An 18388-nucleotide genomic window follows, 5' to 3' on the forward strand; every position below is an offset into this window, starting at 1 on the left:
TGCAGATGCATGAAGATTCTTCTGATCAATGATTATGGTACAGCAACTGGGGGAGCCGAGTTACAAATGCTAGGCTTGCGTCAGAACTTGCGCGATCGCGGTCATGATGTTCGCCTATTCTCTAGTCGTGCTATGCAAGTTGCTAGCAGCTACTGCCTATCTGACTACAGTTGTTTTGGCACTACAACTCGATTGCAAGTTTTGTCCCAGACTGTTAATTTCTCTGCCTATTTAAAGCTACGCCAGATTCTGCATGAATTTCGACCTGATGTGGTTCACGTACGCATGTTTATGTGGCAGCTTTCACCACTCATCCTTACTTTACTTAAAGACGTGCCGTGTTTGTACCAAACAGCCGTGTATAAAGCAATTTGTCCTGTAGGCACAAAACTTTTGCCCGATGGTCGTCCCTGTAAAGCTACTGCTGGAATTGCTTGTCTGCGCGATCGCTGCCTTACACCTCAATCTTGGGCAGTATTGATGGTACAGCGGCAACTTTGGCAACGCTGGCGCTCTGCTTTCGATCTAGTGGTTGCCCTTAGTTACGGCATGAAAGCACAGTTAGAAGCAGAAGGGATTGGAGCGATCGAAGTTGTACACAACGGTGTACCTGTTCGACCGATGCGTCCACCCCTTGCCAATCCCCCAACAGTTGCTTTTGCTGGACGGTTAGTGTCAGAAAAAGGGGTTGACGTTTTGTTGCGAGCCTTTGCACGTGCTAAAGCACAAGCGCCTAAAGCGCAGTTGCTCGTTGCAGGTCGGGGTTCAGAGGAAGATGCTTTACGAGCTTTAGCGGCGGAACTTGGCATTGCAACTGACGTGACTTGGTTGGGACACTTACCACGTTCTGAAATGGAAAAACATTTTGATTCAGCCTGGGTGCAGGTAGTACCTTCACTTTGGTCAGAGCCATTTGGTAACGTAACAACTGAGGCAATGATGCGCGGTACATCTGTCATTGCTAGTGCTGTTGGCGCACAGCCAGAGATTGTTGTTGATGGTATTACGGGTTTTTTAGTACCGCCTCTCGATGTGGATGCCTTGACCGCTGCCCTGTTACGCTTATTGCTCAATGCAAGCTTAGCCGAGCAAATGGGGCGAGTTGGTCGTCAGTATGCTTTAACCTACTTCAGTGAAGACCGATGTACGGAGCGGTTCTTGGAAATTTACCAGCGGCTGCGCGCATCGGCAGTAAGCGTATCATCGTCGCGAAACCGATCATGAAGAACTATTCCGCACGACGAAGAACGGATCTACAAAGACCGGAACTACCACCAGCGATCGTTTACACGCCAGAGAATCTGCTCAGGCATCCAGTTCATCTATTCAAACTGATGTGGCGGGACTTGTTAGCTTCTCGCGAACTGGCATGGCGGCTGATGGTGCGAGATATTAGCGCTCAATACCGTCAATCATTTCTAGGTTTTATCTGGGCATTCTTACCACCGCTGGCTATGGCAGCAGGATTTACACTTGCGAGCGAGTCCAATATTATCAAAATTGGTGTCACGGACTTGCCCTATCCCGCCTATGTGATGTTTAGCACGGCACTGTGGCAAACGTTTGTAGAAGCAGTCAATGGTCCAGTACAAGCTATAAACTTGTCGAAGCCGATGCTAGCTAGAGTCAATTTTCCCCGAGAGGCAATTATCTTAGCAAAGGTAGGTGAAGTATTATTCAACTTTGCCATCAAACTCATCTTAATTGTGGCATTGTTTCTCTGGTATCAGATTCCTATGAGGTGGACAATCCTTCTCGCTCCCGTAGCGCTAGTTCATTTAATTATGCTGGGGACGTTAATTGGTACTCTATTGTCTCCTTTGGGAGTTTTATATCAGGATGTGTCAAAAGGTCTAACAATGGTAACCAACTTTTGGCTTTTTTTAACTCCAGTAGTTTATCCCGTTCCTAATGAAGGAACCTTTGGGTTTCTGGTGAAACTTAATCCCGTCACTCCGTTATTAGTAACAACACGAGAGTTAGCAACAACAGGAGATATCTCAAATGCTGGTGGGTTTTGGATTGTCAGTGTCATGACTTTATTTGGAATTTTGCTGACATGGGTTGTATTTCGTCTCGCGATACCTTACGTAATTGAGAGGGTAAGCTCATAATGTCAACTGAAATAATAGATAGAAAGACTGCAACTCACCCCAAAGAAAGTGAAGTCGTTATCTCCGTCGATCGCCTCTCTAAAAAGTTTTGCCGAGACTTAAAGCAGTCTTTATTCTATGGTATCCAAGATATTACAACAGATCTAGTGGGTGGGAGGCGAAAAAGTGATACTCTGCGTCCAGGTGAATTCTGGGCTTTAAAAGATATCGATTTTCAACTGCGGCGAGGAGAAGCACTGGGATTGGTTGGAGCAAACGGTGCTGGAAAAAGTACCCTGCTACGAATTATTAGTGGTTTGATTAAGCCAGATACTGGCAGTGTAAAAATTAGAGGTAGGGTGGCTCCATTAATTGCCCTGGGAGCTGGATTTAACCCTATCCTAACGGGACGAGAAAATATCTATGCAAATATGTCAATTTTGGGCTTATCAACTCAAGAAATTAAAGAGAGATTTCAAGATGTGATAGATTTTGCCGAAATCTGGAATGCTATTGATGCTCCCGTACAAACTTACAGCTCTGGAATGGCAGCCCGATTGGGATTTGCTTGTGCAATTTATACGGAACCAGAAATTCTCCTGATTGATGAAGTGCTGGCTGTAGGAGATATCAAATTTAAAGCTAAGTGCTATCGAAAGTTACATGAGCTGCGCGATAAAGGTACATCTTTTATTTTGGTCAACCATAATCCGCAGGCAATATTGCATATATGCGATTTTGCAGTATATCTATCAAAGGGTGAATTAATTGTGTCTGGCAAAACAGAGAAAGTCATAGAAAAGTATGAAAACGATTTATTTTTGAACGATACGCATGAGTCCTCGCAAGTTTTGTTTCTGCCAGAAAAAACAGAATCTGAAAGTTTAGGACTAGATATACGATCGCTCTTCTTTAGAGATCTTGAAGGAAATATTATTAAATCACTAGTAAGCGGTAAACCAGTAAATTTCTGTGTGGGATGTCAGGCGCATCAGAGGGTTGATAATGTTACTCTTCACTTGAAAATTAAAACAATAGGTGGTGAAGGTGGAATGGGTACAGTTTTATTTCTGAGTGGCGAACACGATGAAAAATTTTTTGAAATTCCTTCAGGCAAACAAGAGCTTCAAGTTGAACTGCCTTATCTAGGGTTAGGACCTGGTACATACACTATGAGTATCAAATTAAAGCAGAGTTCTATTTATACTTTTGATGTGGTTGAGTCATTCAGGTTTACAGTCAAGTCAAATGGAAAAATGAGTGAATGTTGTTTTTATCAACCACGCCTATGGAAACTTGCGAGTCCAGAAAAAAGCTAACCCACTCTTGAGCTATTCAATCAAACAGGTATTCTTCTATTAGCACAGTTTTTAGCTATAGATTTAACAATTACTGTAAGTTTGTTCTACTAACTCTACTTAACGCAGTCAAGATATTAATTAAATTTGTTACTCATAATGGATAGAAAATTTAGAATAGCACGAGTTTGGTCGAATCGAGAACTTAAGAAGTTAGCTCCCCTTTTTAAAGGGGATGTAGTTAATATTTCTGCATGGGACGATCGAGATAAAGAAGGAGGTTACTACCAAGATTATTTTACTCAAAAAGATCGCTATTACTTCACTAATTATTCTGGGGAGAGAGGGTGGCAGGGCAAGCAAAATGAATATTTCCTCGATCTAACACAAGAACTCCCCTCCGAACTACACCAAAGATTTGATGTGGTGTTTAATCACACCACATTAGAACATGTCTTCGATGTAAGAAAAGCTTTTCAAAATCTTTGTCTTGTATCGAAAGATATCGTTATCGTTGTAGTTCCCTTTTGTCAGAAACAGCACGGAAAAGATATGTATTGTGACTTCTGGCGTTTCACGCCGACTTGTCTCAGATATTTATTTAAAGAAAATGATTTTGAAGTTATATATGAAGCACAAAGTCAACACAAAAATGCTGCGATTTATCTCTTATTTGTTGGTTCTCGTTATTCTGAAAAATGGAGGCATATTATGCCAACTTACAAAGAAATTAAAGAGTGCGGTAATTGGATCGGTCATCCTTTACATCCATTAAACTTTCAATTCATAAAAAATATTTTAAGCTTTTTGAAAAATTTCTGTTTTGCATTCTAGGAAATTTAATTGTCATTACAATGGTTTGACGTAGCTAATAAAGTCCCCTAATACCATCTATTACAAGCAATTTAATTGTCTAGAATTGCTTCACAATTCTGGAGAAAACTGCATGAAATAGACTATCGGAAGTATATGACACATGAGCAACCTTTCTTCTCAATTATTATCCCTACGTACAATCGCCCAGAACGACTAGCAAATTGCCTTCAATCGATCGCTCAGCTAAACTATCCCCCAAATCGCTTTGAAGTCATAGTGGTAGATGATGGTAGTGAGACACCAATAGAGCCAGTTGTTGCATCCTTTCGCAAACAACTCAATCTCACTGTGATCGCGCAACAAAATTCTGGTCCGGCAAACGCACGCAACACTGGTGCGACTCGCGCCAGGGGTAAGTTTCTAGTGTTCACCGATGACGATTGTATGCCTGCTCCTGAATGGTTGAAAACCCTAGAGGTACGTTTCAAGGCAGCACCAGATTGTCTCGTCGGTGGTCGGACGCTCAACGCGCTGCCCGATAATCTCTACTCAACAGCTAGCCAAGTACTAATTGATTTTCTCTATGAGTACTACAATGCCGATCGCGATCGGTCAAGCTTCTTTGCCTCTAACAATCTAGCTTTACCCGCAGAACGTTTCCACGCCCTGGGCGGCTTTGACACCACTTTTCCCCTAGCTGCGGGAGAAGATAGAGAGTTTTGCGATCGCTGGTTACAGCACGGTTACGAAATGATTTATGCACCAGAAGCCCAAGTTTATCACGCTCATAAACTCACGTTACGTACATTCTGGCGACAACACTACAACTATGGGCGCGGTGCTTTTTGTTTTCACCAAGTACGCGCTCGTCGCAATATGGAACGCATCAAAGTAGAACCTTTATCTTTTTATTTCAACTTGTTAAAGTATCCTTTCTCGCAGGGAGCGAGTCAGCCAGCACTAGCGATCGCAACTCTATTTATGTTGTCTCAAATCGCCAATGTATCGGGCTTTTTTTGGGAAACAACAAGTTGTTCAAGATGAGTTATTCGTCTTTTTAGCTCTGCGCTTTATGACATTATTCTATGACATTACTGTCATGAAATAGGTTCTTCCAACTACTAAAGAATCTATTTAGAGCCAGCAATTCTTACCATTCTTAGCGATCGAAACATGCTTGCTCAGGTATTAGCTTAAGCCAGCAATCTGTGTTGCTTGACAACTAGCACTCGCTTTCACTGCATCGAAAACAAATCAGGCGATTTAGCCAATTAATTCTGAATTGATTCCATTTAGAGGTATAAAATGAAATTCTCTCAAAAGCTACAACATCTAGCTCAAAAGTACTCACTATTACAAGCGCATAAATTCTCTAGAATATTTACTTCTTTACTCGTCACTTCTACTCTGTTCTACACTCTACCAGCGCGATCGCAAACTAGCTATTTAGGGATCAACAACGGTACTGGATACAACCCCGATCCCACATTTACCGACCGCTCTATCCAGCAAACCAAGGATTTAGGTATACAATTAGTTCGTATGGGTATGGATGGAGTTTATGGCAATCGAGAGGGTGCTAGCTTCAATTGGTCGGCTAGAGATATTGTCGTTAACAAATATATCCAAGCTGGACTGAGAATTCACTCAACAATTTCTCCTCGCCATCATGTTGACCGAGATAGTAACTACGAGCAATGGAAGGCAAATTATCGCTACTTCGTACGTAACGTAATGGAACGTTACAAAGGCAAGATTTTCTACTACATTATCAACAATGAACCTGAGCTAGATTTTGGCAAAGGTACGATGACAGCACAACAATGCGTAGATATGACTCGCATTGCTTACGAAACAGCAAAATCAATTGACCCTAACATCAAAATTGAATCTCCCCCTCCTACAAGTCCTAGCAGCTATATCTTAAAAGAGATGATCGATTTAGGAATCGATAAGGTCACCGATTTTATTGGCATTCATGCTTATGGGGGGCAGATTCGAGAAGGTGAATTTGGCAATCCCTGGCGATTGCTAGCAGCTCGTAATATTAGAAAGCCAGTTGTAGTAAGCGAATCCGGTACAATTTCTAGTTGGTATCAAGGTTCTAGTACTGAAAGAGAAAACTATCGCAAAAGATGGTTTGTCATCTTTGGACAACAGCTAAAAAGATACGGCTATAACCATGCATTGTTTTTCGATCTGGACAATCATGGCGAATGGGCAATTTCACCGAACTTTAACCCAACAGCAACGTACTATCAAATTCAAGATCTGCGGTTGAACAAGAAGTTCTCTAACCCTGGTTTTGAATTAGCTAACAACGCAGACAACGAATGGGTACATTTCGATAACGATGATGTCCGGCTGGGAGCTTCGCCAAATGTTGCTTTTATCTGCGGCGATCCTAATGGAGCGCGTGGGGGCAATTGCTACGCCAGACTCGATAGTGGTAGAGCATCACGAGGTAAGCAGATTTTTATCCGCCGAATTTTAGGCGATGTGCCAAAAAATCGAAATATAAAAATCGGTGCATGGGTGTATGTTAATGGCGGAGCAACAGCAACGCTCAAAGCTTTGGGCTATGACTATCTTGATGGTGATGCTGAGATATCAAAAACTGCAAGTCAGAAAAACGTTTGGCAGTATTTAGAAATCACCGTGCCGATTTCAAGATACTGGGCGGTTGTCGAACTAGGTACTTCGGGAACAGGAAATTCAGGAGACTATGTAAAATGGGATGATGTAAGCGTTGTAACACCTTAAATAGTCATTTGACGATATACTAAAAATTCATCAAGATTTCTCCAAGTAAGTTGAAGAATTCTCAAGTAGAGTATTACTCGATCTCCACGCCGATCGCAAACAATAACCGTGCAGTCTGTTGAATTCTATTTCTAGAAATCATAGGATTTGAGAGTTTTAGGGACGGGTGCTTAGCAACTATTTCTACATCTAACAGTTCTTGCTTTTTGTCCACCAATAAAAAGCAAGAATTACTCCATATCTTGCGATGCTGGAAGTGAGAATAGAATTATCAAATTGGTCATTTTTTAGAAACCCCCTAAGAGTTTTGTATGGATGTTTTACTAAAAACTAACAAGCAACTTAATCGTTCTATCCTTGGCTTGAGAAAACAGATATCTTGGTTAAACTTTGCATCTCAAGAAGATACAGCTTGGATAAATGTGTTAGTTATCGTTTTTTTAGTACTCGGTTTGATTGGTATTCTCAATCACGAAATGTGGCGCGATGAGCTACAGGCATGGATGATAGCTAGAGATAGCTCATCTCTCATTGATTTATATAACAACTTAAGATATGAAGGGCATCCGAGTTTATGGTATATCTTTTTATATGCAATTACTAAATTCACTGATAATCCACTAGCAATGCAACTTTTTCATTTACTAATTGCTAGTGGAACAATTTATGTATTTGCTAAATTTTCTCCTTTTACTAAGTTACAAAAAATCTTATTTACTTTCGGGTATTTTCCTTTTTATGAGTATCATTTAATTAGCAGGAATTATAGTTTAGGTGTTTTATTAATTTTCCTTTTTTGTCACTTTTTCACGCAACAAAAACGAAACTATCTACTTCTATCAGTTATTCTAGCTTTTCTAGCAAATACTAACGTATATAGCTTAATCATTGCTATTTCTTTAGCAATAACCATCGTCTTTGAAAAATTTTTTACTAAAAGCTCTGCTACTAAGAGATTAAATTTTACTAACATAGCTATATTGACTTGTGGTATAGCAATAGCAATTGTTCAAATTATTCCACCTACTGATGCCAAGTTTCAAGGAATTGCCAAACAAGACTTAACACCAATCAATCACATTAATTATCTTCTATTTACTATTCTGCCGTCTGTGTGGAAAAGTTATATCCCTATACCAGATTTTCTTAATTATAATTTTTGGAATACTAATGCTTTTATAAATGATAATAGCTCTAAACTTATACTACTAGGTATTTGCTTATTATCTTTATTACTATTGCTATCTGCCATAGCTCTATTTAATCAGAAACCAGTTGTGTTATTTGCCTACACATCCGGAACATGCCTTCTGATCTGGTTTGCTTATGAAAAGTTTTTCGGTTCTTTAAGGCATCACGGACATTTATTTATTCTGTTTATTGCTTGCCTATGGATTTCCACTTTCTATCCTGAATCAAATCGTTCTGTAATTTCTTTCATTAAAGGTGCAGCCAAATTTCTAAGCGATCGCAAAAATCAATACGTAAACTTTTTATTATGCATTCATCTTTTAACTGGGATTTATGCTTATAGCATGGATTTAATTTATCCCTTTTCTGCTAGCAAAGAAGTGGCAAAATTTATTACCGATAGTCAATTACAAAATAACTTAATTATTGGTAGCCAGGACAATGAAGTTTCTCCCATTGCTGCTTTATTAAAACAACCAATTTATTACTTTGAGAGCAGTAAATATGGTAGCTTTATTAACTGGAATCAAAGAAAAAATCTTGACTTTCAAGCAGTAGCTCCTACTAAATTAAATAGACTTATACAACAAGATAACAGAAAAAGTTTACTGATACTTAGTCATAAACTCAATCAGGAGATACCAGGGCTTCATCTAACTGAAATATACAACTCTAGCCAGAGTATTGCTCCTGGTGAAACTTATTATTTATATCAGATAGAATCTAAAACTGGGGTTTGAGATTTCTGTTAAACTTAATTTTTAATTTGAGCTGAGCTGTTCCAAGCTGGAAAAAAGACGTGAAACAACAATTCTCGCTGCTTGTACCAATTCTATTTATCCTTGCACTAAATCGGTCGCTCATAGCCCCCCTTGTTAAGGGGGTTGGGGGGATCTTCCGTGGCGCAGTCAGATCAAAATGGTATTGGCAGTCTCGTAATCATCTATGAGTATTTCTTACAAATTTATCCGTGAATTTGCAAAGTAGCGAGAGTGATGTGTGAATCTTACAACTGAAGGATAAAAGCTTTACTCTCCCGATCGCATTCTTCTTTTTTTGCTAAAGATTGAATCCAGTCCCATTCTCTTGCCAACCCGTCTTTCAACGCAACCTGGGGTTGATAAAGTAGTATCTTCCGAGCTTTTGATACATCTGCCGCTGTATATAGCTTCAATCTTTTGCGAGTATTTACAAAAACGCTCGGAGAATTAATACTACTTTTCTAGTAGTTGCTGAACTGCAAGTGAAAAGTTATTCCATGTCAAGTGTTCGACAGTTTTTCTAATATCTGTTTCGCTCTGATAGGCTTGTTCGATTAACTTGCATACTGATTCAGCAGATGCATCAACTTCAAAAAGAAAGCCATTGTTGCCGTGGTGAATAATGTCGGGAGCAAATCCAGTTTTGCTCGCCACAGGAACAACATTGCACATCATGGCTTCAATCAGAGGAATAGGACCACCTTCTAGGATTGCGGTGGAGACGAAGACATCCATTTGGGCGTAGTAGCTAGGGTATTCGGCATAAGACGCTTCGATATAAGAAAAGTTAGGCATGGCAGTCAGCTCTGTAAACTTTTCATACCGATCCCAATCTCTACCTAGAAGAATAAACTTTCGGTGAGGCAACATTTTAATAATGTTGAAGATGCGATCGGGATCTTTACGAGCATAATATGCAGTGCAGAAGCCAATAGCTCCATTCATGCGCTGATGCGATCGGAAAAGTTTTGGGTCGGCTCCGCCGCCGATAATGAAGCTGACTTTCTCAGGTTTCACTCCATCGGCAAGCATTTGTCTAGCGAATTGCGAACACATAGAGATGACTTTCGTGGAACAGTTCATCGCATAAACAAATTCTTCATTATTGATGATGCCTTTGGGGTGAGTGTAGAAAATAAGCGATTTACTACCCCAAAGACATGGATTTAGTTTTAAACATGCTACATAGAATGAGTAGTGAGCGAAAAAATATCCTTTGGATAAAGGTAGGGAAGAAGATGAGTAGTGAAAGCAGTATTTTCCTTTAAAGTAAGTAGCAATCTCTTTACATATTGCTTCAAGTATCCAACCTTTACTTTCTTCAAAAATCACGAAAACGAGATCGTAATATTCACTTGAAGATTTACTAAAATACTTATCGATCAAAAAATCAGTGTAGCGAATATAATAAAAGTATTTGTAAGTTTGTATTTTAAATATTTTAAACGTTAAAAATATAAATTTGTAAGCTATTTTCTTAAGGAACTTGCGTATAATTTCTATATCAAATTTAGTCATGTTGCATAATTATGTATGACTTAATCTGGACAAGGCAGCTAAGGTTCTTTTTACCATCTTTTCTTCAGAAAACTCTTGAGCGCGCGATCGAGCATTCTGTGCCATCAGTTGCATCTGTTCGGGATGTCTGAGAGCCCAAAGAATATTTTCTAGAAAACCATAACTATCACCTGGATGGCATAACAAACCATGAACGTTATTTTTCACAATTTCTGGAATACCGCTTGCATTTGAAGATACGATCGGCAAGTTATAGATCATTGCTTCTAATAAAGCCCAGGGAAAGCCTTCAGAATGTGTCGGAAATATAAAAAGATCTGCTGCTTGCAGAAGCCTTGGCACATCAGATCTGTAACCTAGCAGCAATACCTTATCTTCAATTCCATATTCTTGCAATCTACTGATTAGATTCTTTGATTGACCTCCTCCAGCCCACACGAACCTAATATTTGGAAACTCTTTGATTAGGTATGGTGCTATCGGTATAAGATCGCCATGACCCTTGCGAGGATTTAAGTCAGCAACTGTTAGTAAAATTTGACTTGTTTCAGCTAGTCCTAGCTCTTGACGTACTTGGCGACGAATTTCAACAGTTTTTTCTAAGGCGCTACGATGACTTGAAAGTAAATTAGTTCTAGCGCCATTATAAATTTGAACTATTTCTGTTTCAGGAACATTAAATGATTGACATATAATCTGGCGATCGCATTCTGTGATCGCAATCCATTGCTGATTTCTAGCACGAGCCCATGCGTAAAGTTTCAATCTTTGATTAGTAAATGCCTGGTTGGGAAAAATCAGAGCAAAACGTACAGCTGTTGGCTTTTTTAAAAGCGCGCAGGCAAGTATAGAACCTAAGCAGAGATCGGCTAGAGGAAGGTTAATTAAAACAAAATTTGGCTTAACCTTGAGTAATAAGATAAGAGTTTTAAGGAACCACAAAAATTGCCATGTTATTTTCTGTTTCTGCGCTTCTACATCATCAACGGTTGCCTCATGATATTGCACGCCACTCTTTGAGAAGTCAGTAATTAAGGATACTGTTTTTTCAGTTTTGGGAAATGCTGCATGTACATCCCATCCTTGTCTTACAGCTGCCGACGCAATAGTAAGAGAGTATTCTTCAGCTCCCCCACGAAGCCGTGAAGGAAAAAGGATTAGTAATTTCATCTTACTTTTATTGCTCATTCTAAAACCTGAATAGCTGACATTTGTACTTTATAATACAAGAAACTAAAAATACAATGTTTTTATTTCTCAGCAACCACAAGACAAGTAATATAATATTTACGCTGTTGTCTTTTTAGTAAAATTTTTTGCACGAGCTTACCTAATAATCCAGATAAGTTGAACGCTTCAGTCAACAAAGGTAGTAAGGAAAGCTGATTAATATAGTAATGTTTTACAACTTTAAAGCCTGCTTCTTTAACTGCTTCAGTAATGGTATCCATATCAAAAAAGTTGACATGAGTTCTATCAACCCAATGATAATAAGTCATGAGGCTTTGACGCATTCCAGAAGTAATATCACAATTTGGAACTGTAAGAATCAGATTTTTGCGGCAAATCCTATAGTACTCTCTGAGAGCCTTTTTTGGTTCTGGTAGATGCTCTAACGTTTCAAAAGAAAGAACTGTATCAAAGCTACTATCTTTAAATTTAAGTTCAGAAGCATCTGAAACGGAAAAAAGATGAGGCATTGCATTCCAGGTTTCAAAATGCTGAATGTCAACACCTAAAATATTGTATCGATCTGCAAGTTTTAGTACGTAGGTTCCATTACCACATCCTACATCGAGTACAGATTGCCCAGCATTTTCTAAAATAGCATTTAATCTTTCAGTATTTACTCCTCTAGCAGCATACGAAATAGAGTTTTTGAGCGTTAACATGTATTCCTTCCAATCATTTGTTTAAAACTTTGTTCGTACTATGAAACTATGAAAGTATGCTATTTCAGTTATTATTTTATTAATTTGATGCAAGCAACTGCACCTGCACACACAGGATTAGATGTATAAAATAAAGGATCGTTAGAGCGGTGTGTATTATATCTTATGGATGAACATAAATCCGAACTACATAGATTCCATCCTTTATCTGTATATTTATAGTAAGTAATGCTGTGTTCTGTAGGTACAAAAGCTTCAACTATTCTATTAACCATTGTTTCATCAAACTGCTGAAACCAACCAAAATCCTCGTAAGTACCAAAAGGTACTGTAATAAGTAATGCACCTGAGTTTTTTAACACTCTTTTCATTTCTAAAAGAGCTACTATATAATCTTCTGGATTATGCTCGACTGTAGCCCCATACCTCTGATTGTTCATACCTACATGCTCAATAGTTGATATGCAGGTTATCTGTTCAAAATAATTGTTGATAAAAGGAAGCGATCGAACGTCACCTAATACGTAAGATACTTTATTATGATAAAAACACCTTGCATCAGGAGTCAAGGATAACATTGTAATTTCTTGATTTGGATTAGAGCTTAATAACCGATCTAGACAAAATTTATAATTAAGAGCAGGACCAACATCCAAAAGTTTAGAATTTTGATTATAGTTAAGGTTGGCAAAAATCCAAGGATACTCTACTACTCTTTCATCAAAAAAAGCTCCAAAACCTTCAGGTAAAAAAATTTGATGTACAAAACAACTAAAGAGTTCTTTCGAGGAGATGGTTGATTGAATGAATTCGAGCTTAGCTTCTTGATAACCAGGACTAAATGGAATTTTTTGACTTTTATGATAGCTATTGAGAAGATTGGTATAACTTGAAGTTCTGCCTTTTTTTAAAAAATTATAAATTCCATAAGGAACTAAGCCTTTAGCTATGGTATGAGGCAGATACTTAATAAAATCATGCTTTGAGTTATGAATCATTTCCTAATTTATCCAACTATTACAAAAAAATAATTTGATGGGTTAGCAAATAATTAAGCTACTTTCTAAATATATAATCAGTGACCTTTGTACTTGTTGTTTCATCAGCTCCAAATTCTGTTTTTATATGGGCATCGAACTCCGATATAGGCTTGAAATTGCTATAAAATACTTCATTCCTCTTTGGTACTTCAGCAAAGCTAGTGAAACTACTTTTGACGATTTGAATAAAATTACTAGGTTCATAACCCGCTCTACGGATACCATAAGGCCAATACTCTGTAACTAAATATTCTATTTTTTCTAATGTCTTGTGCGCTCCTCTCAGAATTGCTACTTCAGAACCTTGGCAATCGAGCTTCATCAATCTTACTACTTTATTTTTTTCGAGATTATCCGCAAGAATCTCATCTAAGGTAATTGCCTCAACAGTTATAACTGAACGAGAGCTTTCATTATACTTTTCTACTTCTTTAGAGTTAAAGTGACGAAACCTAACTCTATGGTCTCCAAAATTTGATTCGGATAACTCAAAGCTTACAGTAGACTTTGAATCTAAAAGAGCAGATTGATACGTTTTAACTTGATTTTCTACTTGGTTAAGACGGATATTTTCTAGTAAAAGATGATGATTTCTAGGATTAGGCTCAAAAGCAAGTATAAAACCATCTTTACCTACTAAGTTAGCAAGCGTAATTGTGTACCAACCTAGATTTGCTCCTACATCAATTGCAAAGTCACCTTCTCTAACAATCGTTTTTATAAAGTTGGTTTCTGATTCTTCCCAAACACCTTCAAGTGCAATTCTCCACCCTACCGCTTTGTCACGAACATCAAAAGTAAACAAGCCTTCATTAGCTTGTGCAATTAACTGTTTAATATGAGAACTAGATATTGTAGCTTGCGGCAAGTCAAAATCATTTGCTTGCTGCTTATGCATATTTCTAAAAGGGGTAGAGATTAATTTTTTTAAGGTTTTTCCCATCATTTTTTTAAACCAACTGGGTGTAACTTAATTTATTAGTAACTTTCCATGCCCGCGGCTGGTAAAATGAACACTGATTCATACTTTTATTCCCTTTCACTGTAAATCTGAAGGACTCGATCGCATCAAAAAGTGTAAGGGAGTTTTGAGCAATATGAACCTTCATACTGTAAACACCAGGTTTTAAACCTAGATAAGGCATCTGAAGTTGAATTTCAGTATTTTTATCATCTATTTGTAATGGGCAATCATCCATGTATGCCGACAAATTTAATACAATATCATTTTCTCCAGACATTTCTGTAATTAATATAGCTAAACTTAAATCATTAAGTTTTTTGGATACTTTACATCCCACACAAAAATAAGTAGGTTCACCAGTAATAGGATAATCAAGAATATTTTCTTCTTTATCCTTAAAACATAAGTATATGATATATAAATCAGATTCTGAATTCCCAGCTTTCTCTGATAAAAGCATTAATCCTGAAGATTTTTCTAATCCATTCAAAAATAGATCTTGCTCGTATCTATTCATGACTAAATCAGTGTTACCTGTTGCTATCAAATTACCTTTGGATAAATACATAGCTCTGTCACAAATAGACAAGATTGAATGCGGGTTGTGTGATACTAGAATGAAAGATGTTCCTTGTTCGCGTAGCTTAGCTAGTCTACGGTAACATTTAGCCCTAAACTTTATATCTCCTACTGCCAGCACTTCGTCAATCAGGAGAATGTCAGGTTCCGTGTAAATCGCACAAGCAAACCCTAATCTTGCAGCCATTCCCGAACTATAAGTCTGCACTGGAGCATCAATTGCAGCACCAATCTCTGCAAAATCTAAAACAGCCTCAAATCGCTCGTCGATTTCTTTCTTAGACAAACCTAAAATAGACATATTGGCATAGATATTCTCTCGCCCTGTCAGTATTGGGTTAAACCCTGCTCCCAGCGCAATCAGTGGTGCTATTCGACCCTTGATTTCCACAAATCCACTGTCTGGCTTAATTAAACCACTAATAATTCGTAGTAGCGTGGATTTCCCACTGCCATTTGGTCCTACTAAGCCTAGTGCTTCTCCGCGTCGTAACTGAAAGCTAACATCTTTAAGTGCCCAAAACTCGTCACGTCTTAGTTTTTCGCTCTTTTGTCGTATCCCTACTAACTCAGTAGCAATATCTTGTACTGCATAAAGCAGCGATCGCTTCAAGTCTCGGCAAAATTTTTTGGAAACTCCTTCAACTGAAAGAACTACCTCATTATCCAATTGTTGTTCTGATGTTTCCTGGCTAGCAATACTAATTGTCATTAAAAAGTTATCCTCCTACTAACTATAATCAAGAAAAAAGCTGAAGTAAGTGCATCTAACAGTCTGATAAAATATATACAAATATCTAACTCATCGCTTCTTCGCTTTTAGCCAGTATGCAGCTGGAAAATTAGGCACAGAATTATCTATTGACTTGAGTTCGAGAATTTCGTAATCATCTCGAAGCATATATCTCAGACCATGCTCGGTGAAACGCCAGTAATCATTTGGAGCCATATGAATTGCTTGTCGAAAAGGCAAACCGAGTAACAAAATACCTCCCGAGCGGAGAATTCTAGTTATCTCTTTTAAACCAGCAAGATAGTCATCAACATGTTCAAGTACACCAGAGCAGAACACGCAATCAAATGTGTTATTCTGAATTTGCGGCATCGATCGCACGTCAAGTACCAGATCGACATTGAACTCAGAAGTGGCTTCTGACGTGGTATATGACGAGCATTTCTGGAAATAATCTCGATACCGTCCTCCGTCATTATCTTCGTCAGTATCGCTGCCAATAGAAAGAACACAACCCTCAATATTTGCTGCATGACACTTAAGCCATTGGTTTGATTCTTGCCTTGACTGTGAGGCTTTCGAGAAGGTAGTGACTTTTAATGTGTTACGTCTGCTGAAAATATTTAGTATTGAAACAGGGAAGGAACGTTGTGTCAGTACTTTAATCATAAAATAATATTTCTAATTGGTAGAATGAGTTTTTAGCAAGAGGTAGATCGATCAATTTAAGTACTTAAAATTCTGCTTCTCGAAAATTTAATTTCTTTTAAGAGCTTATTCTTTCAACTACAAAAGGCATTGCTAAACGATATACTAGCCACCCTAAGAGCAATCCTATGATGGCAAGAAGACTGACAAGCCAAAATCCAAATGGATTTGATACCACACCTGTTGTCGTTAACTCCCGCGTCGTTACTAGTAGAGGAGTGACTGGATTCAGTTGTACAAGTGTTGCTAATCCTCCTCCGTTAGGAAGTGGATAAACTACTGGGGTTAAAAATAACCAAAAGCCAGTAATGTAAGTAATCCCTTTGAGAATGTCGTTATATAAAACTCCTAGAGGTGCTAGTAGCAAACCGAAACATGTTCCTAGTATGACTAAGTGAATTAATGCTACTGGCGCTAAGATCGCAGTCCAACTTACTGGGATCTGATACCACAAAAACAACGCTATAATTAAAATTAACTTAATAGCGAAACTAAAAAATATCTGACCTAGTTTAGCTAGAATTAGTGCTTCTCGCGGAAAATTAATTTTAACTAACATTTGCTTTGCACTAGTAACTGCTTGAATAGGGCTAGTTAGTGCTTCTACGAATGTCTGCCAAAGGGTCATGCTAAACATCACGTAAGCTGGATAAGGCATATCTGTTGCTCCAATATTTACGATATTGGTATTGTTAGCAAAAGTGAAGCCCAAAGCTGTGATAACAGGTGGAATTACAGCCCAGCAGATTCCAAGTAAGGACTGGCGATATTGAGCGCTAATGTCTCGCACCATTAACTGCCATGCTAGTTCCCGAGAAGCAAGTAGATCTCGCGCCATCTCTTGACATAGCCGAACCGGATTTCTCAGTTGGCTATCGGGCTTGTAAACTACCTTAGACAATTTTTGGTTAACTAATCGAGTCATCTGCGGCTGTTTACCCCTTGTTTTATATATAAATTAGCTAGAATTCTAGATTAGCTTTTCAATTTCTCACTTTAAGTTTTAATCTCTTCGTGAGTTAGTCGAAAGTAAACTTTTTGCAATATTGGATGGCTGTAGATGTTGTTTACATGCTATTCTGGAGAGTGAATGATGTCGATACCATAAAGTTCAGTCCTAAGAGACTTGAATGACATTCATCTCTAAGTTGTAAAGATTGCTAAATTTTGTTCAAAAAATACACTGTTCGCGCCGAACAAAATGAGAAAAGAACGAATGCTAAAGCCGGAGCTGCTATTGAGTCAATTGTGTCTTTACCTATAGCTATTGCATTTTCACAAAGATATCTCCATAATTGTATTCCTGGCGAGAACGAAAACTATTAGGAAAAGACTTAAGAAATTCTTTGACGGGTAACCATTCTTGAAATGTCAACAATAACGTTTCTGCTGGCGTAATGTTAATATGTAATTCTCCAAGGTGCGACAAATAGTCAATACAGGCAAGGGTTTTATCAATATTATCTTGCTGAAGATGGTATTCAAATGAAATTAGCGGTATTGGTTGTGTTAATCCCTTTAAAACTTCATACTCCCATCCCTCAACATCGATCTTGCAGTATCGTGGTTTGCCAAATTTAGCGATCGCGCGATCGAGAGTCACTACAGGTACATAAATACTAGATATAACCTCACTTACTGTCCAATTCTGGTCTAGGCTTGAGTGAGCGTGGTGAGTATGAACGTACAATTCAGTAATTCCAGGTTCTGCACCAACGGCGCATTCACATTTGGCTAATTTGCTACGATAGCGACTGCATCGTGCCGCAAGTTCTTTCATACAGTTAGGTTGTGGTTCAAATGCTACCACTCTCATACCGGCTTTGAAAAGTGCTTCTGTCTTCTCTCCAATGTTTGCACCGATATCGAAGCATAGGCTGTCGGGTTCTAATAGCTGAGAGTAGAAGGTGACTTCTTGATGAAATTTTACTAGACGCTCTTGTTTTAGCAATCGCCAATATAATGTTCGAGCTGGGTGATACAACCGATTAGACTGGTATAGATGTTTTATGGTAGAAAGGTTTGCCATATC

At 38.3% G+C, this 18388-nt stretch carries 17 protein-coding genes; 7 read left to right on the forward strand and 10 right to left on the reverse strand.

Annotated elements, in window-relative coordinates:
- Positions 1-9: 9 nt before the first annotated feature.
- The 7 genes from M5J74_RS24135 to M5J74_RS24165 all read left to right on the forward strand — a co-directional run bounded on the left by M5J74_RS24135 (position 10) and on the right by M5J74_RS24165 (position 8901).
- Entirely contained in the window at positions 10-1224 is a 1215-nt protein-coding gene (locus tag M5J74_RS24135) for a glycosyltransferase family 4 protein (protein WP_015156540.1), read from the forward strand.
- Positions 1221-2114, forward strand: coding sequence for an ABC transporter permease (locus M5J74_RS24140; protein WP_015156541.1), 894 nt, complete (start codon positions 1221-1223; stop codon positions 2112-2114). Before M5J74_RS24135 ends, M5J74_RS24140 begins: the two co-directional genes overlap by 4 nt.
- Complete coding sequence (locus tag M5J74_RS24145; protein WP_250013614.1) at positions 2114-3412, forward strand: ABC transporter ATP-binding protein; 1299 nt, start codon at positions 2114-2116, stop codon at positions 3410-3412. The genes M5J74_RS24140 and M5J74_RS24145 overlap by 1 nt, the downstream gene beginning before the upstream one ends.
- 138 nt (positions 3413-3550) lie before the next feature.
- On the forward strand, positions 3551-4225 hold the full coding sequence (locus M5J74_RS24150; RefSeq protein WP_250013616.1) for a hypothetical protein: 675 nt from the start codon (positions 3551-3553) through the stop codon (positions 4223-4225).
- 135 nt (positions 4226-4360) lie between these two features.
- A complete protein-coding gene (locus tag M5J74_RS24155; RefSeq protein ID WP_250013619.1) occupies positions 4361-5251 on the forward strand; it encodes a glycosyltransferase family 2 protein in 891 nt (296 codons plus the stop codon).
- Between the two features lie 261 nt (positions 5252-5512).
- Positions 5513-6970 (forward strand): hypothetical protein, encoded by a 1458-nt coding sequence (locus tag M5J74_RS24160; protein WP_015156544.1) that lies wholly within the window; start codon positions 5513-5515, stop codon positions 6968-6970.
- Between the two features lie 311 nt (positions 6971-7281).
- On the forward strand, positions 7282-8901 hold the full coding sequence (locus tag M5J74_RS24165; protein WP_250013622.1) for a hypothetical protein: 1620 nt from the start codon (positions 7282-7284) through the stop codon (positions 8899-8901).
- A gap of 266 nt (positions 8902-9167) precedes the next feature.
- Here M5J74_RS24165 and M5J74_RS24170 read toward each other — a convergent pair whose 3' ends face one another.
- The 10 genes from M5J74_RS24170 to M5J74_RS24215 form a co-directional block, all read right to left on the reverse strand.
- Positions 9168-9335, reverse strand: coding sequence for a hypothetical protein (locus tag M5J74_RS24170; protein ID WP_250013624.1), 168 nt, complete (start codon positions 9333-9335; stop codon positions 9168-9170).
- A gap of 40 nt (positions 9336-9375) precedes the next feature.
- Complete coding sequence (locus tag M5J74_RS24175; protein ID WP_241994147.1) at positions 9376-9978, reverse strand: glycosyltransferase family 4 protein; 603 nt, start codon at positions 9976-9978, stop codon at positions 9376-9378.
- Between the two features lie 471 nt (positions 9979-10449).
- Positions 10450-11628 (reverse strand): glycosyltransferase family 4 protein, encoded by a 1179-nt coding sequence (locus M5J74_RS24180; RefSeq protein WP_250013627.1) that lies wholly within the window; start codon positions 11626-11628, stop codon positions 10450-10452.
- 62 nt (positions 11629-11690) lie between these two features.
- Positions 11691-12332: a bifunctional 2-polyprenyl-6-hydroxyphenol methylase/3-demethylubiquinol 3-O-methyltransferase UbiG gene (locus M5J74_RS24185; protein ID WP_250013629.1), complete on the reverse strand. Its 642-nt coding sequence runs from the start codon at positions 12330-12332 to the stop codon at positions 11691-11693.
- A 71-nt stretch (positions 12333-12403) separates the two neighbouring features.
- A complete protein-coding gene (locus M5J74_RS24190) occupies positions 12404-13330 on the reverse strand; it encodes a methyltransferase domain-containing protein (protein ID WP_015156549.1) in 927 nt (308 codons plus the stop codon).
- Positions 13331-13388: 58 nt separating this feature from the next.
- Positions 13389-14318, reverse strand: a complete 930-nt coding sequence (locus tag M5J74_RS24195; RefSeq protein ID WP_015156550.1) for an FkbM family methyltransferase — start codon at positions 14316-14318, stop codon at positions 13389-13391.
- A gap of 4 nt (positions 14319-14322) precedes the next feature.
- A complete protein-coding gene (locus M5J74_RS24200) occupies positions 14323-15627 on the reverse strand; it encodes a polysaccharide ABC transporter ATP-binding protein (protein WP_015156551.1) in 1305 nt (434 codons plus the stop codon).
- Positions 15628-15717: 90 nt separating this feature from the next.
- Positions 15718-16317, reverse strand: a complete 600-nt coding sequence (locus M5J74_RS24205) for a class I SAM-dependent methyltransferase (RefSeq protein ID WP_250013632.1) — start codon at positions 16315-16317, stop codon at positions 15718-15720.
- A 97-nt stretch (positions 16318-16414) separates the two neighbouring features.
- Positions 16415-17281 carry an ABC transporter permease gene (locus M5J74_RS24210; protein WP_250013634.1) on the reverse strand — a complete coding sequence of 289 codons (867 nt, stop codon included), beginning with the start codon at positions 17279-17281 and terminating at the stop codon, positions 16415-16417.
- 339 nt (positions 17282-17620) lie between these two features.
- Positions 17621-18385, reverse strand: a complete 765-nt coding sequence (locus tag M5J74_RS24215; protein ID WP_250013636.1) for an FkbM family methyltransferase — start codon at positions 18383-18385, stop codon at positions 17621-17623.
- Positions 18386-18388 lie beyond the last annotated feature (3 nt).

Origin of the sequence: Chroococcidiopsis sp. CCNUC1, from assembly GCF_023546805.1 — a bacterium.
Lineage (GTDB): Bacteria > Cyanobacteriota > Cyanobacteriia > Cyanobacteriales > Chroococcidiopsidaceae > Chroococcidiopsis > Chroococcidiopsis thermalis.

What these genes read in the sequence shown, in the direction of transcription:
- M5J74_RS24165 (WP_250013622.1), top strand. Translation starts at nt 7,282, where the DNA reads ATGGATGTTTTACTAAAAACTAACAAGCAACTTAATCGTTCTATCCTT.
- M5J74_RS24205 (WP_250013632.1), bottom strand. Translation starts at nt 16,317, where the DNA reads ATGATTAAAGTACTGACACAACGTTCCTTCCCTGTTTCAATACTAAAT.
- M5J74_RS24175 (WP_241994147.1), bottom strand. Translation starts at nt 9,978, where the DNA reads ATGTGTTCGCAATTCGCTAGACAAATGCTTGCCGATGGAGTGAAACCT.
- M5J74_RS24180 (WP_250013627.1), bottom strand. Translation starts at nt 11,628, where the DNA reads ATGAGCAATAAAAGTAAGATGAAATTACTAATCCTTTTTCCTTCACGG.
- M5J74_RS24150 (WP_250013616.1), top strand. Translation starts at nt 3,551, where the DNA reads ATGGATAGAAAATTTAGAATAGCACGAGTTTGGTCGAATCGAGAACTT.
- M5J74_RS24135 (WP_015156540.1), top strand. Translation starts at nt 10, where the DNA reads ATGAAGATTCTTCTGATCAATGATTATGGTACAGCAACTGGGGGAGCC.
- M5J74_RS24185 (WP_250013629.1), bottom strand. Translation starts at nt 12,332, where the DNA reads ATGTTAACGCTCAAAAACTCTATTTCGTATGCTGCTAGAGGAGTAAAT.
- M5J74_RS24140 (WP_015156541.1), top strand. Translation starts at nt 1,221, where the DNA reads ATGAAGAACTATTCCGCACGACGAAGAACGGATCTACAAAGACCGGAA.
- M5J74_RS24215 (WP_250013636.1), bottom strand. Translation starts at nt 18,385, where the DNA reads ATGGCAAACCTTTCTACCATAAAACATCTATACCAGTCTAATCGGTTG.
- M5J74_RS24200 (WP_015156551.1), bottom strand. Translation starts at nt 15,627, where the DNA reads ATGACAATTAGTATTGCTAGCCAGGAAACATCAGAACAACAATTGGAT.
- M5J74_RS24145 (WP_250013614.1), top strand. Translation starts at nt 2,114, where the DNA reads ATGTCAACTGAAATAATAGATAGAAAGACTGCAACTCACCCCAAAGAA.
- M5J74_RS24160 (WP_015156544.1), top strand. Translation starts at nt 5,513, where the DNA reads ATGAAATTCTCTCAAAAGCTACAACATCTAGCTCAAAAGTACTCACTA.
- M5J74_RS24155 (WP_250013619.1), top strand. Translation starts at nt 4,361, where the DNA reads ATGACACATGAGCAACCTTTCTTCTCAATTATTATCCCTACGTACAAT.
- M5J74_RS24190 (WP_015156549.1), bottom strand. Translation starts at nt 13,330, where the DNA reads ATGATTCATAACTCAAAGCATGATTTTATTAAGTATCTGCCTCATACC.
- M5J74_RS24195 (WP_015156550.1), bottom strand. Translation starts at nt 14,318, where the DNA reads ATGATGGGAAAAACCTTAAAAAAATTAATCTCTACCCCTTTTAGAAAT.
- M5J74_RS24210 (WP_250013634.1), bottom strand. Translation starts at nt 17,281, where the DNA reads ATGACTCGATTAGTTAACCAAAAATTGTCTAAGGTAGTTTACAAGCCC.